At 37.7% G+C, this 15,435-nt stretch carries 14 protein-coding genes; 11 read left to right on the forward strand and 3 right to left on the reverse strand.

The genetic code is table 11. From position 1 onward, the window contains the following. The first annotated feature begins 165 nt into the window (after positions 1–165). Both miaB and JIV24_RS04085 read left to right on the forward strand, forming a co-directional pair. Positions 166–1,560 (forward strand): tRNA (N6-isopentenyl adenosine(37)-C2)-methylthiotransferase MiaB, encoded by a 1,395-nt coding sequence (gene miaB, locus JIV24_RS04080; protein WP_234445700.1) that lies wholly within the window; start codon positions 166–168, stop codon positions 1,558–1,560. 41 nt (positions 1,561–1,601) lie between these two features. Next, positions 1,602–1,949: a carboxymuconolactone decarboxylase family protein gene (locus JIV24_RS04085; RefSeq protein WP_200463737.1), complete on the forward strand. Its 348-nt coding sequence runs from the start codon at positions 1,602–1,604 to the stop codon at positions 1,947–1,949. A gap of 20 nt (positions 1,950–1,969) precedes the next feature. Here JIV24_RS04085 and JIV24_RS04090 read toward each other — a convergent pair whose 3' ends face one another. Further along, positions 1,970–2,314, reverse strand: coding sequence for an STAS domain-containing protein (locus JIV24_RS04090; RefSeq protein ID WP_200463738.1), 345 nt, complete (start codon positions 2,312–2,314; stop codon positions 1,970–1,972). Positions 2,315–2,548: 234 nt separating this feature from the next. Here JIV24_RS04090 and JIV24_RS04095 point away from each other — a divergent pair, with 234 nt between their 5' ends. Continuing rightward, positions 2,549–3,691: a 1-acyl-sn-glycerol-3-phosphate acyltransferase gene (locus JIV24_RS04095; RefSeq protein ID WP_200463739.1), complete on the forward strand. Its 1,143-nt coding sequence runs from the start codon at positions 2,549–2,551 to the stop codon at positions 3,689–3,691. 104 nt (positions 3,692–3,795) lie between these two features. Here JIV24_RS04095 and JIV24_RS04100 read toward each other — a convergent pair whose 3' ends face one another. Then, on the reverse strand, positions 3,796–4,500 hold the full coding sequence (locus tag JIV24_RS04100) for a VOC family protein (protein WP_200463740.1): 705 nt from the start codon (positions 4,498–4,500) through the stop codon (positions 3,796–3,798). 109 nt (positions 4,501–4,609) lie between these two features. Between JIV24_RS04100 and JIV24_RS04105 the strand changes: the two genes are divergently transcribed. The 8 genes from JIV24_RS04105 to JIV24_RS04140 all read left to right on the forward strand — a co-directional run bounded on the left by JIV24_RS04105 (position 4,610) and on the right by JIV24_RS04140 (position 15,011). Next, the gene (locus JIV24_RS04105) at positions 4,610–6,478 is read left to right on the forward strand and encodes an ABC-F family ATP-binding cassette domain-containing protein (protein WP_200463741.1); all 1,869 of its coding nucleotides are present in this window, start codon (positions 4,610–4,612) and stop codon (positions 6,476–6,478) included. Between the two features lie 54 nt (positions 6,479–6,532). Continuing rightward, positions 6,533–8,587, forward strand: a complete 2,055-nt coding sequence (locus JIV24_RS04110) for a hybrid sensor histidine kinase/response regulator (RefSeq protein WP_200463742.1) — start codon at positions 6,533–6,535, stop codon at positions 8,585–8,587. Between the two features lie 280 nt (positions 8,588–8,867). Further along, positions 8,868–9,767 carry a prephenate dehydratase gene (locus JIV24_RS04115; protein WP_200463743.1) on the forward strand — a complete coding sequence of 300 codons (900 nt, stop codon included), beginning with the start codon at positions 8,868–8,870 and terminating at the stop codon, positions 9,765–9,767. Position 9,768: 1 nt separating this feature from the next. Next, positions 9,769–10,941: a pyridoxal phosphate-dependent aminotransferase gene (locus JIV24_RS04120; RefSeq protein WP_200463744.1), complete on the forward strand. Its 1,173-nt coding sequence runs from the start codon at positions 9,769–9,771 to the stop codon at positions 10,939–10,941. Between the two features lie 6 nt (positions 10,942–10,947). Further along, positions 10,948–12,045, forward strand: coding sequence for a bifunctional 3-deoxy-7-phosphoheptulonate synthase/chorismate mutase type II (locus JIV24_RS04125; protein ID WP_200463745.1), 1,098 nt, complete (start codon positions 10,948–10,950; stop codon positions 12,043–12,045). 91 nt (positions 12,046–12,136) lie between these two features. Continuing rightward, complete coding sequence (locus JIV24_RS04130; RefSeq protein WP_200463746.1) at positions 12,137–12,913, forward strand: prephenate dehydrogenase/arogenate dehydrogenase family protein; 777 nt, start codon at positions 12,137–12,139, stop codon at positions 12,911–12,913. 381 nt (positions 12,914–13,294) lie between these two features. Continuing rightward, positions 13,295–14,341, forward strand: coding sequence for a tRNA 2-thiouridine(34) synthase MnmA (gene mnmA, locus JIV24_RS04135; RefSeq protein WP_200463747.1), 1,047 nt, complete (start codon positions 13,295–13,297; stop codon positions 14,339–14,341). Positions 14,342–14,474: 133 nt separating this feature from the next. Beyond that, the gene (locus JIV24_RS04140) at positions 14,475–15,011 is read left to right on the forward strand and encodes a peroxiredoxin family protein (RefSeq protein WP_200463748.1); all 537 of its coding nucleotides are present in this window, start codon (positions 14,475–14,477) and stop codon (positions 15,009–15,011) included. Between the two features lie 95 nt (positions 15,012–15,106). On the opposite strand, the gene JIV24_RS04145 is transcribed toward JIV24_RS04140, so the two are convergent. Beyond that, a complete protein-coding gene (locus JIV24_RS04145) occupies positions 15,107–15,433 on the reverse strand; it encodes a hypothetical protein (protein WP_200463749.1) in 327 nt (108 codons plus the stop codon). Positions 15,434–15,435: the final 2 nt, after the last annotated feature.

A 15,435-nucleotide genomic window follows, 5' to 3' on the forward strand; every position in this document is an offset into this window, starting at 1 on the left:
AGTTAACTGACAATCTTAAAGTTAATAAATACCATTCTAAAACCCTAATTATGTATCAAATACAGACGACTCCAAATTATGGAATCATTTAATTCAATTCAGTAATTCAGAACGATTATACTTGTCAATATTCATACAAGCATTAACTTTGCAGCTCCTAAAAAAATGACAATCAATAAGAATAATAATCCCGGACAAATGATGGAGTTTAGTGAAGTAAAGCCTTTAATTAGCAGTAAGAGCGGTAAAAAACTTTTTATTGAAACCTATGGTTGCCAAATGAATGTAGCCGATAGCGAAGTGGTGGCATCTGTGATGGAAATGGATGGTTACGGCGTAAGTTATGATATGAACGAAGCCGATGCCATTTTTATTAATACGTGTTCGATTCGCGACAATGCTGAGCAACGTGTAATGGGCCGCCTTAAGCAGCTAACAGCTATGCGAAAGCAAAAGCCAAACTTAATTATTGGCATCATTGGTTGCATGGCCGAGCGGGTTAAAGAACAACTATTTGAACAAGGTGCTAATATCGTTGTCGGTCCGGATGCCTACCTCGACTTGCCAAATTTAATTGGCATGGCCGAAAGGGGCGATAAAGCAATTAATGTTGAGTTGTCAACTAACGAAACATATGCCGAAGTTATCCCATCACGTATTGGAAAAAACAAAATTTCAGGATTTGTTTCGATCATGAGAGGCTGTAATAACTTCTGCTCGTACTGTATTGTACCATATACACGCGGTCGTGAACGCAGCCGTCAACCAGAAAGCATTAAAAAAGAAATACAAGATCTATACGACAAGGGATTCAAGGAAGTGACCTTACTTGGACAAAATGTTAACTCGTATAACTATGAAGCTGAAGGCTGCAACTCTATGAGCTTTCCGGGTTTATTGAATTTTGTAGCAGGTAACTTCCCTAAAATGCGTATTCGTTTTACAACTTCTCATCCGAAAGACATGTGTGATGAAACACTGGAGGTGATGGCGAAGCACGATAACATCTGCAAATTCATACATTTGCCATTACAATCAGGTAGTTCACGCATTCTTAAATTAATGAACCGTAAGTACGACCGTGAATGGTACTTGGGACGTATTGAAGCAATCAGACGTATTTTACCTGGATGCGGTCTATCTACTGATGTATTCTGTGGTTTCCATAGCGAAACAGAAGAAGATCATCAGGAAACCTTAAGCCTGATGAAATGGGCCGGTTACGATTCGGCATTTATGTTCAAATACTCAGAACGACCTGGTACTTATGCGGCTAAAAACCTTGAAGATAATGTACCCGAAGAGGTTAAAGGACGACGCTTACAAGAAATAATTGATCTGCAAAACCAACTATCATTCGAAAGTAACCAATGTGACATTGGTCAAACATATGAAGTGCTAGTTGAAGGAACTTCAAAAAAATCTAAAGAAGAACTATACGGCAGAACATCACAAAATAAAGTCGTTGTTTTCCCTAAAAAAGATTTTAAAACAGGTGATATTGCAAAAGTTATCATTAAAGAAGCAACACAGGCAACTTTAAAAGGTGAAGCTATATAGAAGAGTACGAATCGTCTGTTAAACAAACAAAACCAGTTATCATGAATGAGAAAGTAAAAGAATTCAGGGAGTATCGCGAAGCCATGAATGAAAAAATATTGGCTGGTGATAATAAAGTGATGAAGCGTATCTTTAATTTAGATACAAACACCTATATGGAAGGTGCCTTATCAACAAAAGTAAAAGAAATGCTTGGCTTGGTAAGCTCTATGGTTCTCAGATGTGATGATTGTGTTAAATATCATTTAGAGAAGTGCCACGAACAGGGCATCACCAACGATGAAATGATGGAGATTTTCGCTGTCGCTAACCTGGTTGGAGGAACAATTGTAATACCTCACACCAGACGCGCTATTGAATATTGGGAAATTATAAACCAGGAGGCCTAAGCCTCCTGGAATCCTTAACTTTAAACCATTAATAGGTCATCAGAAAAGGGCTTTGGACGGTCACAAAAAAAGAAGTAATTGTCGAGGTCGTACTTTTTCATTGATTCCAGCACTTCCTCCTTCACGTTAAACAAGCTCAGCTGACTTTGATTCATTTCCGACAAACGCTGGCCCGCCATTAAAGTATTCAACCCCTCTGCATCAACATTATCGACCTTCTCTAAATCCACAAAAAGATTTGTAAAAGGTTTCTTTAATATATCCATCATTTGATGTTTGAAATGCTTTGATGTTTGAAGATCCAAGCTTTCCTTTTTATCAAAAGATATTAACGTGGTATTTTTAAAAACTTTAATTCGTATCATAACTTTGGGTGTTTTGTACTAGACTTAAGACAACGGCTATGCCACTTTTTTCAACATCCTGATTATCAATGCATGTTTATTTTCAAAACTCAAAAAACGTCCAAATACAATAAATTATTCCACTTTTTGGAATTCATCCAAAATGAAAACTTATGGTATGTCATATAAACTTCTGGATAATTTCATAAACACAATACTTTGCTGTAATTTTGCGCCAAACATTATTAAATAGAAATGGGAAAAGAATTAAACTTTGATTCGATTCGTCCATACAAAGACGAAGAGATTCATGAGGTGTTTGAGCGTTTAATTAATGAAGTCAACTTTTTGGAATTAATTAAATTCCTCTACCCTAACTTCTCCACCGAACAATTTCTGAAGAAACTCCTAAGCATACAATCAATTCGTGAATTTCAAACGGAGGTGATTTATCCTTACGTAAAGGAAGTACTTAGAACTACCACTAAAGGGATTAGTCACTCAGGTCTTGATAAACTCGATCCAAACGGACATTATTTATTCATATCCAATCACCGCGACATTGTGCTCGATTCGGCCATATTGAATATCCTAATGGTTGAGAATGGCTTTAGTACTACAGAAATCGCTATTGGAGATAACCTGTTAATATATCCTTGGATTACTGATTTGGTGAAATTAAATAAGTCATTTATCGTGCAGCGAAACCTTCCTGTACGTCAAATGATGGAAAGCACACAACGTCTTTCAGCTTATATCAGACAAACTTTAACAGAGCGCAATCAGAGTATTTGGATAGCTCAACGTGAAGGTCGCTCTAAAGATGGTGATGATCGCACACAAGTAAGCTTACTTAAAATGCTTAACATGAGTGGCAATGGTGATTTTGCCAAAAACTTTAAAGAAATCAAAATTGTACCATTATCGATTTCATATGAATACGATCCCTGTGATTACCTAAAAGCACTTGAATTTCAAATGAAACGCGATAATCCTGAGTACAAAAAGACTCAGGCTGATGATTTGAAACACATGGGCGCCGGATTAAGAGGAAGAAAAGGGCGTGTTCATTTTGGTTTTGGCGATCCTATTGATACAGAACTTTCAGGTTTAGCTGATTTATCGAAGAATGACCAGCTACAAGCTCTGGCCGAGACAATTGATAACCAAATTCACAATAACTATAAGTTTTATCCGGGCAATTTTATTGCAGATGACTTATTTACTAATCACACGCGACACATTACTAAATACACCGATGAAGACAAGAGTACCTTTTTAGCGTACTTAGACGAACACTTATCGCGTATTGATGGTGATAAAGAATTTCTACATTCTGCATTATTAGAAATGTATGCCAATCCGGTTAAGAATTTTTACACAAATGATGACAAATAATAGTAAAGGCGGGAGATTATCCCGCCTTTCTTTTTATCTGTTAAAATAAAGTGTGATACTTTTGCTTTGATAGTCAAATCTTAAAGTTAATACACTTATTGCAATTAGTAGCGAATACAAATCTTATTGACAGCATCAAAATCAACTCCTGTCAATCGCAATCGTTTGCCTTTACAAGGCCTTACAAGCTCAATAATACCTGTGGATGACTTAAAACTATAATCACCAAGATTAATGAAATCAATATCAGTTAGGAATTTTTGAGTTTGCAGCCCTCCTTCAACATAAACAGTTTGAATACCTTTACTACCATTTTTATGATTCCAATACTTCTTACTTTCAGGCAATGGTTTCTTATAGTCGATAAAAAAGAATGGTCTTAAATCTGTCGGTTCATCGAGAATAATATAGTTCCATAATGCTCCTTCAATAACAGTATACACATATTCTTTTTCGGAAAGCAACGCTATCAGTTCTGCAGTGTCCAAGCCGGTCAAACAAATATAAACGCCTCCCTCATGCTCTTCAATTAACTCCTGGTAGTGCTTTGCGACATTATCTGTGGGCTCTCCTTGGATACTCATCAATTCATAGGACGATTTATTAGCCAACTTAATATGAGCATTCTTCAGTCCATTAGCATGCAAGGACCCCAACTTAATAACAAAACCCATCTGTTGGTATTTATTAATGGCACTATCTAAATTGTGAACCACTTCAATAACATGATCAATACGGATTGATTGAGCAGAAAAATCAACACTCAAATTGAGCATAACAATTATAAAAAGACCTTTTAGTACATCCATTATTAAACCGAAGAATTAAACCTTAAATATAATAAAGTAGATATATCAACTCAAGCTGACATTAATCGCACTTTTAAATATTACCTTTGTCATCTGATAAAATAAGGTTATGATCAATTATCTATCAGTTGAAAATCTGACACAGCACTGGGGCGACGTTCGCCTTTTTAATAATATTTCATTTGGTTTAAACGAAGGCCAGAAAGTAGCTTTAATCGCACGTAACGGAGCTGGAAAAACCACATTACTCAATATCCTTGGTAATAAAATTCCTGCCAGTGAAGGCAAAGTGACCCTTCGATCGGGCATTACAATGGGATATCTGCCTCAGGATCCTTATTTAAACAAGAAACACACGGTTATTGAGGAAGTATTCAATGCTGATAACGAGGTTGTTCAAACGATTAAGGCATATGAGCAGGCCATTGAAAACAATGACCAACAAGCCATGGGTACTCTTATAGAGAAGATGGATTTGTTGCAGGCCTGGGATTATGAGCAACGCATAAAACAAATTCTTTCGCAACTAAAGATTCAACGCTTTGACCAACCTGTTTCAGAACTATCTGGTGGTCAGCAAAAGCGCGTTGCTTTAGCTAGCATCTTAATCAGTGAACCTCAACTACTTATTCTTGATGAGCCTACCAACCACCTGGATTTGGAAATGGTAGACTGGCTGGAGCAGTATTTATCAAAGTCTAAGGCCACCTTATTAATGGTCACGCATGATCGCTACTTTCTGGATAGGGTTTGTAACGAAATTATTGAATTAGCCGAAGAGACCATTTATCGTTATCAGGGAAACTACTCGTACTTTCTTCGAAAACGACAGGAACGCCTCGCTAACAAGAAAGTTGAAATCGAAAAAGCACGTAACTTGTTAAAAACTGAGCAAGAATGGATGAACCGTATGCCTCAGGCACGAGCTACAAAAGCGAAGTATCGTATCGATGCATTTCATGAACTAAAAGATAAAGCTAATCAAAATATAAATGAGAATAATTTAGAATTAGGAATAGCGCAAGCTCGCTTAGGTAAAAAGGTAATTAACCTGCACGCCATTTCTAAATCGTTTGATGATTTACAATTAATTAAGGACTTCTCGTATAAGTTCGCACCTTATGAAAAGGTGGGTATCGTTGGTAAAAACGGAACTGGCAAATCAACTTTTTTAAACATCCTGACAGGCGCATTAGCTCCCGACTCGGGAGAAGTAGAGAAAGGAGAAACCGTTGTATTTGGCTATTACCGCCAGGAAGGAATTCAGATAGACGATAACAAGAAGGTTATTGAAGTCATCTCTGACATTGCCGAAGACGTTGATTTAGGTGAAGGAAAACGCATGTCAGCGGCACAATTCCTTCGTTACTTTCTGTTTCCAAACGAGATGCATTATGTGCAAGTTAATAAGTTAAGTGGCGGTGAGAAAAAGCGGCTTCTCTTAATGACAGTCTTAATTAAGAACCCTAATTTCCTTATTCTTGATGAGCCTACCAATGATCTGGATATATTCACACTGAATGTATTAGAAGATTACCTGGCAAATTTTAAAGGATGTGTTATGGTAGTGTCTCACGATAGGTACTTTCTTGATAAAGTAACGGATCATTTATTTGCCTTTGAAGGTAATTGTAAAATCAAAGATTTTGTAGGCAGCTACAGCGATTACAATAAACAAAAGAAAGCTGAGGACAAACAAGTGAATAAATCAGTTAAGAAGGAATCAGCAATTGAAAAGCCAAAGCCTGTTCAAAAAGTAAAAAAGCTTAGTTACAAAGAAAAACGAGAACTGGAACAGATTGAAAGTGAGATTGAACAATTGGAAGAAAAAAAGGAATCACTTCAAAATGAACTCAATACAGGTACACTTTCCTCTGATGATTTAGTTCAGAAATCAAAAGAACTGTCAGGAATAATGGAAGCCCTGGACGAAAAAGAATTACGCTGGCTCGAGTTGAAAGAAATAGAAGATAACTAGTTTTGTTTTGATATATGGCTAAAGTATTATATTTGTGAAGCTTTAGCCATAATTATGCAAAAAACAGCCAAACTAATACTCGCCTTACTTATACTCATCACTTTTGGTGAAGCGCATGCAAATTTGAGCGAAAAAGTAAAAATTGGCGTACACTACAATCCTCCATTATGCTTTATTGATTCTTCGGGGCAGGCCCAGGGAATTTTCATTGATATCATTCATGAAGTTGCCATTATTAACAACTGGGACATTGAGTATATTCAAACAAACTTATCCGATGGAATAGAGGAGCTTAACTTTGGTAAGTTTGATTTCCTTACAACTGTAGCACGTACTAAGGAGCGAGAACAAGTTCTAAACTTTAATAACGAAACAATATTCACCAACTGGGGAATTGTTTATTGCAATAAAGCCAATAATTTTGAAAGCATTCCTGATTTAAATAACAAGAGTCTTGCGCTTGAGAAAGGCGACATTCATGCAAAGGCCTTATTAAAACTTCTTAATGATTTTAATATTAGCGTGAATGTCATTTGGTGTGAAAACTTAAACGAGGTATTCAGCAAAATTGAATCACATGAGGCTGATGCAGGTGCAGTTAACAAAATTTATGGCTATCAGCAAAACATCGACCAAAAGCTAAAAGCCACGCCAATTTTATTTAACCCAGTTAATGTTCACATAGCGGGCGGTCCACTCTCCAGTCAATTACTTTCAAAATTTGACAATGCCCTAAAACGGATTAAAAAAGAGAACCCTGAGTTTTATCAAAACACCATCAATCAATGGTTGACTAAAGATGCACGACATATACCACAATGGGTTATTAACGTTATCTATATTCTCCTATGCTTAACGCTAATCTTGCTAATCACTCTACTTATACAGCAACGTGTTGTAAAGAAACGCACCAGCAAATTAAATGAGGCTCAAAAGATTGGCAACATAAGAGAACGTACCATCAAGCAGTTAGAACATGAACAAACGCTTATACTCAACAGTCTTGATGAACAGGTAGTGTTTATGGATAATAATTACAACCTTGTTTGGGCGAATGATGCCTTCAAGAAAACCTCAGACGTTCCTTTTGAACAACTGATTGGGCAAAAATGCTATTCGGCTTATTTCAATAGAGATACTCCATGTGAATTTTGTAATTACGAAACATGCCTTTCAACCAATCGAACAGAAGTACGCGAACATACGAGCACTATATCAGGCAAGATTTTCACGCACAAAACACACCCTGTTTTCGATAGCGAACACAAAGCAATTGGTTTTGTCGAAATACTATCTGACATATCAGAAAAGAAAAAGTATGAAGAGGAACTTATTGCTGCCAAAGAAAAAGCAGAACAATCGGATTATTTAAAATCGGCATTTTTAGCCAATATGTCACATGAAATCAGAACACCAATGAATGCCATCATTGGTTTTTCAGAGCTTCTGGAAGACGACAAACTATCTTCTGTTGAAAAGAAAAACTATCTGAATATCATACAATCTAATGGCAACCAGCTTCTGAAACTTATTTCTGATATATTAATCTTCTCACAAATTGAATCGGGCCATGTCAATTTGCAGTATAGCAATGTAAAAGTGGTTGATTTTCTTTCAGACATTTATCACCAGTTTGAGAATGAGATTAAAAAATACGACAAGTCATTAGACATTAGTTTAGAGTGTGATATTAACGATCATTTAGAATTAGAAACCGACCTTGTAAGGCTAAAGCAAATTGTGTTTAATTTAATTACTAATGCCATTAAATTCACCGAAAAAGGAAGCATAACCATTGGTGGGACAGTAAAGAATGAACAACTTAATATCTTTGTTAAAGATACCGGCATTGGCATTCCCAAAAGTAAACACAAAGAGGTTTTCAAACGCTTTTCGCAAGTTGAAAACACGAACATGAAAAAAGCTTCCGGTTCAGGCTTAGGCCTAACCATTGCGCATGACTTAATTAAACAACTTGGCGGAAATATCAGCCTTGAATCGGAACCTGATGTTGGCAGTACATTCTATCTGACACATCCCTTAAGCAGATATAATTTAGCTAAAGGTGCTGAACTATTCGATTCGAAAATATTGAACTCAAAAAAATAGACCACTCAACAACTTACAACCTATAAGCTAACATCACCATTCACTTTCAAATTATTTTTTCTTTAAAAACATTACTCACAATTTTGCATTTGCAAATATATTCATACATTTGCAACGTATAAACAAAACAATGATGGCTCACATTTTCTTTTATAACTTTTATTATTTCTTTTTTAGCAACAGTTAAAGAGGTGGGCATTCTATGATTTAAACGAAACGATATAAATTTTTAAAACCCGCCTCAATAAGGCGGGTTTTTTTATGACCATAAATTTCAACCATGAACCAATCAAATAAAAAAATAGCCATACAGGGATGGCCAGGAGCAAATCACGAAATAGCTGCTAAAGCTTATTTTGAAGATGAGAATTTAGATGTCGTGCCGTGCCTTACCTTTCCTGATCTATTTGAAACCCTAAAAAACGACCGGGACTGTTACGGCATCATTGCCATTGAAAACACCTTAGTTGGAAGCTTGTTACCAAACTACACGATGCTGAAAGATAGTGATCTGGTGATTATTGGCGAATACAAACTACGCATCAAACACCAGTTTTTGGCCTTACCCGGACAATCTATTGAAGACATCAAGGAAGTATACTCGCATCCTATGGCAATAGCTCAGTGTGAAGCTTTCTTTAAAAACTACCCACACATAAAACTTATTGAATCAGAAGATACTGCGTTAAGTGCCAAGCGTATTGCCGACCAGCAATTAAAAGGCATAGGTGCAATTGCTTCTGAATTAGCAGCAGAAATGTATGAATTAGAAACCTTGGCTAAGGACATTGAAACGAATAAAAAGAACTTCACTCGCTTTCTTGTCATTACCGATAAGGCGAAAACTGAAGTGGATGAATTGTTGGAGCAAAATAAAGTCAACAAGTCGTCAATCGTTTTTTCACTTCCTCACGAAGAAGGAAGCTTATCGAAAATATTAACCATTCTGGCGTTCTACAGTATCAACCTGACTAAAATTCAATCTTTACCAATAGTTGGACAAGAATGGGAATACCTTTTCTATGTTGATTTAACCTTTACGGATTACAAACGCTATTTACAATCGTTGGATGCCATCAGGCCACTCACAAGCAAACTCAAATCGTTGGGTGAATACGCAAAAGGCAAGCAGTCCTACCCTGTTAACAATATACAACTTGAATCAACACACTCACTATAGTATGCAAGCAAACAATATACAGCCAGCTAATAGAATTGGAACGGTAGAAGAATACTACTTCTCCATTAAACTAAAGGAACTTGACAAGCTACGAAAAGAAGGTAAGCCAATTATCAACATGGGGATTGGCAATCCGGATTTACCGCCAGCACCTGAAGTTTTGGCAGAGCTGAACAAGCAAAGCTCAGCTGAAAATAACCATGGCTACCAAAGTTATGTGGGCATTCCTGAGCTTCGTGAAGCCATGACTAGTTGGTATAAAACATACTATCAGGTTGATATAAACCCAGCCAACGAGGTATTACCACTAATGGGCTCAAAAGAAGGGATTATGCACATCACCCTGGCATTTGTTAATCCCGGCGATGGCGTTTTGGTGCCTAATCCGGGCTACCCAACCTATGCCTCAGTAAGCAAAATTGCAGAGGCCAATCTTATTCATTACGATTTGGATGAAAATAACAATTGGTTACCTAATCTGGATGAATTAGAAAAGCAGGATTTAAGCAAGGTTAAGTTGATGTGGATTAACTATCCCAATATGCCAACAGGAGCCAATGCTGATAATAAGTTCTTTGAGCAAATAATTGCCTTTGGTAAAAAGCATAACATTGTAATTGTAAATGATAATCCTTACAGTTTTATCTTAAACGATTCGCAAAAAAGCATTTTGAACATTGAAGGAGCAAAAGACATTGCCATTGAACTCAATTCACTTAGTAAATCGCACAACATGGCAGGATGGCGAGTGGGCATGGCTGTTTCGAACCCTGAGTTTATTCAATACATATTACGCGTAAAAAGCAATATGGACTCTGGCATGTTTAAACCCTTACAACTCGCTACTGTTAAAGCATTAGAACTCGATAAAGACTGGTACAAAACTGTCAATGCCGAATATTTGCAGCGACGTATGTTAGTGCACGAAATAATGGATCTTCTCGAATGCGATTATGACCTTAATCAAACAGGCATGTTTGTTTGGGCGCGCATCCCTGAGCAATATAAAAACAGCGGCGAATTGTCAGATGAGATTTTATATGGATGTGATGTATTTATCACACCAGGATTCATCTTTGGCGACAAAGGAAAACAATACATCCGCATTAGCTTGTGCACCAATCAAACAGTATTACAGGAAGCAAAACAACGCATTAAAACATTAAAAAACTAAATAACCATGGAACATAAATTAGACTTACAACCACTTGCATTACCAGGCTTAGAACTGAAGCGTCCGATAATAATTGCCGGACCGTGTAGTGCCGAAACAGAAGAACAAACACTTGAAACTGCGCGTCAGTTAGCAGCTCAGGGTGTTAAAATATTCAGAGCCGGTATTTGGAAACCACGAACTCGTCCTGGCGCATTCGAAGGTGTTGGAACTGTTGGTTTACCTTGGCTTAAGAAAGTAAAAGAAGAAACCGGCATGTTTGTAGCCGTTGAAGTAGCAAATGCTCACCATGTATATGAGGCGCTTAAATTCGGTGTTGATATGCTTTGGATTGGAGCACGAACTACGGCGAATCCATTTGCAGTGCAGGAAGTAGCTGATGCATTAACCGGCGTAGACAAGCCTGTATTAATCAAAAATCCGGTTAACCCTGATTTGGAACTGTGGATTGGTGCCATTGAACGTGTTAATCGTGCAGGCGTAAAAATGATTGGTGCCATTCACCGTGGTTTTAGCACCTACGATAAAAGCCAATACCGTAATAATCCTGAGTGGCAGATTCCTATTGAGTTACGTCGCCGAATTCCTGAATTGCCAATCATCACCGACCCTAGCCACATTGGTGGTAAGAGCGAAATGATTGCCGACCTTTCACAGGAAGCCATGGACCTTAACTTCAATGGCTTAATCATTGAATCTCACATGTGTCCTGAAAAAGCATGGAGTGATGCCAGCCAGCAGGTAACACCTCAACATTTGGGCGAAATCAAAGAAAATCTTGTGGTTCGACGCTCAGCGATTGGTGATACACCGCGCGTAACACTTGATGAATTGCGCCAGAAGATTGACAATATTGATAAGCAGTTGCTTGAGACTTTGAAGTCGCGAATGAAAATATCGGAAGCCATTGGTAAATACAAGCACGAAAACAATATTACGATTCTTCAAACACGACGTTATGACGAAGTGATGAACAACCGTCGTCGCCAGGCTGAAGATGTTGGCCTCAGCCCTGAATTCGTTGTGAAGGTATATGAGCATATTCACGAAGAATCGATCAATCGACAAAATAAGGTGATGAATAAGGAATTGGCTAAAAAATAAGATTAGACATGAGACACTAAGACCAAGGCAAAAGACGAGTGAAAAACTCTTTTGTCTTGCATCTTTTGTCTTGATACTTGATACAAAAAACATGAAAATTCTAATTCTCGGAGCAGGTAAAATGGGCACTTGGTTAACCGATGCCCTATGTCTTCAGCACGAAGTTGCTATTTTCGACAAAGACATTGCCCGCCTCCGATATGTCTTTAATACGCAACGCCTCACTAAGCTTGATGAAATTACTGAGTTTGGTCCTGAGCTTCTTATAAATGCTGTGAGTTTAAAATACACGCTTCCGGCCTTTGAAGAAGTTGTACCCTATTTACCCAAAGAATGTATCCTATCGGATATTGCTTCGGTAAAAACGGGTCTGCAAGATTTTTACGAAAAGAGTGGCATGCGATACGTATCTACTCACCCTATGTTTGGCCCTACATTTGCCAATCTGAAGGATTTGAGTATGCATCACGCCATCATCATTACGCAAAGCGATCATTTAGGGAAAGCTTTCTTCAAAGACTTTTATGCCTCTTTGGGATTGAACATCCACGAATACAGCTTTGATGACCATGATGAAACCATTGCCTATTCATTGTCCATACCATTCTCATCTTCATTAGTATTCGCTGCCTGTATGAAGCACCAAAAAGCACCGGGCACAACTTTTAACAAGCACATGAATATTGCAAAAGGCTTGTTATCTGAAGAAGACCATTTGTTGACGGAGATATTATTCAACCCGTTTACTTATGAGCAGGTTGAGAACATTCGCTTTCAACTGAAGCATCTTTTGGAGCTGATTGACAAGAAAGACTCTGAAGGCATGCAAACCTTTTTAAATAAAGTGAGACAAAATATCGAAGAGTGACACTAAATAATAGTGATACTTGTGCCCGTTGGTCAAAAGTGATTAACGGGCATTTTTTGTATTTATATCATTGCTACATTAAGTAGTTGTATTGATTAATAATACCGATTATTATATGATATGAGCCTTATCTCAAACTTCGTTTGGCCAAGTCTCTTCTTTGATATATCGGCATTTACCATTGCAACCCCAAGTTTCGCTTAATGCTCAACTTGAACAACAATTGGTATAATCTCCCAGGTGGCGGGATCGATAGCTCCCAGCCTTCATAGACATACGATCCCAGGTCAATGCAACGTATGCTCCCAGAGTACGGGAGCGAATACTCCCAAATCTAAATATATCGTCGCCTTTTACTATTTTAGCACCAGTTTTAACATTATGGAAAAGAAGCGGATATTACTAGGGATGAGTGGTGGCATGGACAGCTCAATGTCGGCTGTACTATTACAGCAGCAAGGTTATGAAGTTATTGGCGCTACACTTTTAACCCACACCGATGAAACAGACTCAAACATTATTGCGGCCCATAAATTGGCCAACGAACGTCATATCAAACACCACCTGATTGATTGCCGAACGCAATTCAAAAATACGGTTATCCAGTATTTTATTGATGAATATACCAATGGACGAACGCCCAATCCATGCATTAAATGCAATGAAACCATAAAATGGAAACTTCTGTTGGAAGCTGCAGAAAAGTATCAATGTGACTATATCGCTACCGGCCACTATGTTAGAAAGGAGCAGCTTAATGGACGTTATTACATAAAAAAAGGCATTGATCCCAATAAAGACCAATCGTACTTCTTGTGGAACCTTAATCAGACAACCATTAGCAAAGCACTGTTTCCACTAGGTGAGTTGCATAAACAAGAGGTACGCCAGCTAGCACGTGAATTAGGCTATACCGACATTGCTGACAAAAAGGAAAGCATGGGTGTGTGTTTCTTAAGTGGTACTGATTATCGCGAATACCTTAAAGAACTATTAAATCCTAATCATCCGGCCTTCTCCTCAGGTAATGTGGTGGATGAACACAATACCATACTTGGAAAGCACGATGGTTTCCCATTTTATACCATTGGACAGCGCAGAGGCATTGAAGGCGTGGCCAAAGGTAAATGTGTGGTTAGAATTGATGCTAAAAATCAGGAACTAATCGTAGGAACACGCGAGACATTAAATACATCAAGTGTAACTCTATCCAATTATCAACTAACAGATAATACTTCACTTTGGAAAGATCAAAAAGTGTTTATCCGAATTAGAGGTCTGGATAGTGTACCTGGTTATTGGGGCACAATTAGTATTAATAGCCAATCGTTAAGCATTGATTTTGATGAAGATGTTTGGGCTATTACTCCAGGTCAATCCATTGTTATATATGATAAAGACATCATCATTGGCGGCGGAATAAGTTAAACAACTAATTACAGAATATATTTAGCGCACTTAAGAGTCACTATCTTGCGATTAAAAAAAACCAGCAAAACTGCTTATCAATCACAATTCGCTAATATTGATTATATTCGTTGCTATTAAACCCCTGGGAACAATGAAGAACATCAGATACATCATAGCAATTGCAGTACTAACATGCCTAGTGCAACTTAGTTTTGCTCAGAAACTTTCTGTAGGAGATACAGTTCCTGAATTCACGCAACAATCTGTTAATGGTGAAAGCTTCTCATTATCATCACTCAGAGGTCAGCTTGTACTTGTTGATTTTTGGGCATCGTGGTGCGCTCCTTGCCGCAAAGAAAATCCTCACCTGGTCGAAGCCTATCAGCAATATAAAAATGTGCGTTTTAATAAGGCAAAAGGCTTTACCATTTTAAGTGTTTCGCTTGATATGAAAGATGATGCCTGGAAAAAAGCCATTAAAGATGACGGACTTGTGTGGCCCCACCATACAAGTGACCTCAAAGGCTGGCGAAATGCTGTTGCCAAACAATACGGCGTGAGAAAAGTGCCTTCTAACTTTTTAATCGATGAAGAAGGTGTTATTGTCGCTGTTGACCTACGAGGCGAAGCTTTGCTGAAAAAACTTAAGAAACTACAGCGTCGGGGTTGGTATCGCTTTTGGGAATGAGCTAAAGCAATCCTCCGTTGAATTCAAGGATACATAAAAAAGACCTGCAAACTTGATACAAGTCAACAGGTCTTTCTTTTATCTGATAATGTCTATTAGTTACATAGAGCGGCCTGACGAGCTTCGTTGATAAGCTTACTTGTTTTAGATTTCAGCTCACTCCTCATAGACCTAATTTCAGCTTTCGAAGATTGTGGGCACATAGCAGCTAACAAATCCTCTAAACCTTTTTCCGTATCAGGATATTCTACTCCATTGTATTCATAATAACAACTTGTTTCATCTGTACAACATGTCGTTGCAGTATTCTCACATGCTTCATATTGCTCACAAACCTCTTCTGGATCAGAAGTACAGCCTACTGATGTAGCAACAAATAATCCCACAAAAAGAAATGCCAAATAAAAAAATATCTTATTCATAT

This window comes from Carboxylicivirga marina (assembly GCF_016612505.1).
Lineage (GTDB): Bacteria > Bacteroidota > Bacteroidia > Bacteroidales > Marinilabiliaceae > Carboxylicivirga > Carboxylicivirga marina.

What these genes read in the sequence shown, in the direction of transcription:
- miaB (WP_234445700.1), top strand. Translation starts at nt 166, where the DNA reads ATGACAATCAATAAGAATAATAATCCCGGACAAATGATGGAGTTTAGT.
- JIV24_RS04085 (WP_200463737.1), top strand. Translation starts at nt 1,602, where the DNA reads ATGAATGAGAAAGTAAAAGAATTCAGGGAGTATCGCGAAGCCATGAAT.
- JIV24_RS04090 (WP_200463738.1), bottom strand. Translation starts at nt 2,314, where the DNA reads ATGATACGAATTAAAGTTTTTAAAAATACCACGTTAATATCTTTTGAT.
- JIV24_RS04095 (WP_200463739.1), top strand. Translation starts at nt 2,549, where the DNA reads ATGGGAAAAGAATTAAACTTTGATTCGATTCGTCCATACAAAGACGAA.
- JIV24_RS04100 (WP_200463740.1), bottom strand. Translation starts at nt 4,500, where the DNA reads ATGGATGTACTAAAAGGTCTTTTTATAATTGTTATGCTCAATTTGAGT.
- JIV24_RS04105 (WP_200463741.1), top strand. Translation starts at nt 4,610, where the DNA reads ATGATCAATTATCTATCAGTTGAAAATCTGACACAGCACTGGGGCGAC.
- JIV24_RS04110 (WP_200463742.1), top strand. Translation starts at nt 6,533, where the DNA reads ATGCAAAAAACAGCCAAACTAATACTCGCCTTACTTATACTCATCACT.
- JIV24_RS04115 (WP_200463743.1), top strand. Translation starts at nt 8,868, where the DNA reads ATGAACCAATCAAATAAAAAAATAGCCATACAGGGATGGCCAGGAGCA.
- JIV24_RS04120 (WP_200463744.1), top strand. Translation starts at nt 9,769, where the DNA reads ATGCAAGCAAACAATATACAGCCAGCTAATAGAATTGGAACGGTAGAA.
- JIV24_RS04125 (WP_200463745.1), top strand. Translation starts at nt 10,948, where the DNA reads ATGGAACATAAATTAGACTTACAACCACTTGCATTACCAGGCTTAGAA.
- JIV24_RS04130 (WP_200463746.1), top strand. Translation starts at nt 12,137, where the DNA reads ATGAAAATTCTAATTCTCGGAGCAGGTAAAATGGGCACTTGGTTAACC.
- mnmA (WP_200463747.1), top strand. Translation starts at nt 13,295, where the DNA reads ATGGAAAAGAAGCGGATATTACTAGGGATGAGTGGTGGCATGGACAGC.
- JIV24_RS04140 (WP_200463748.1), top strand. Translation starts at nt 14,475, where the DNA reads ATGAAGAACATCAGATACATCATAGCAATTGCAGTACTAACATGCCTA.
- JIV24_RS04145 (WP_200463749.1), bottom strand. Translation starts at nt 15,433, where the DNA reads ATGAATAAGATATTTTTTTATTTGGCATTTCTTTTTGTGGGATTATTT.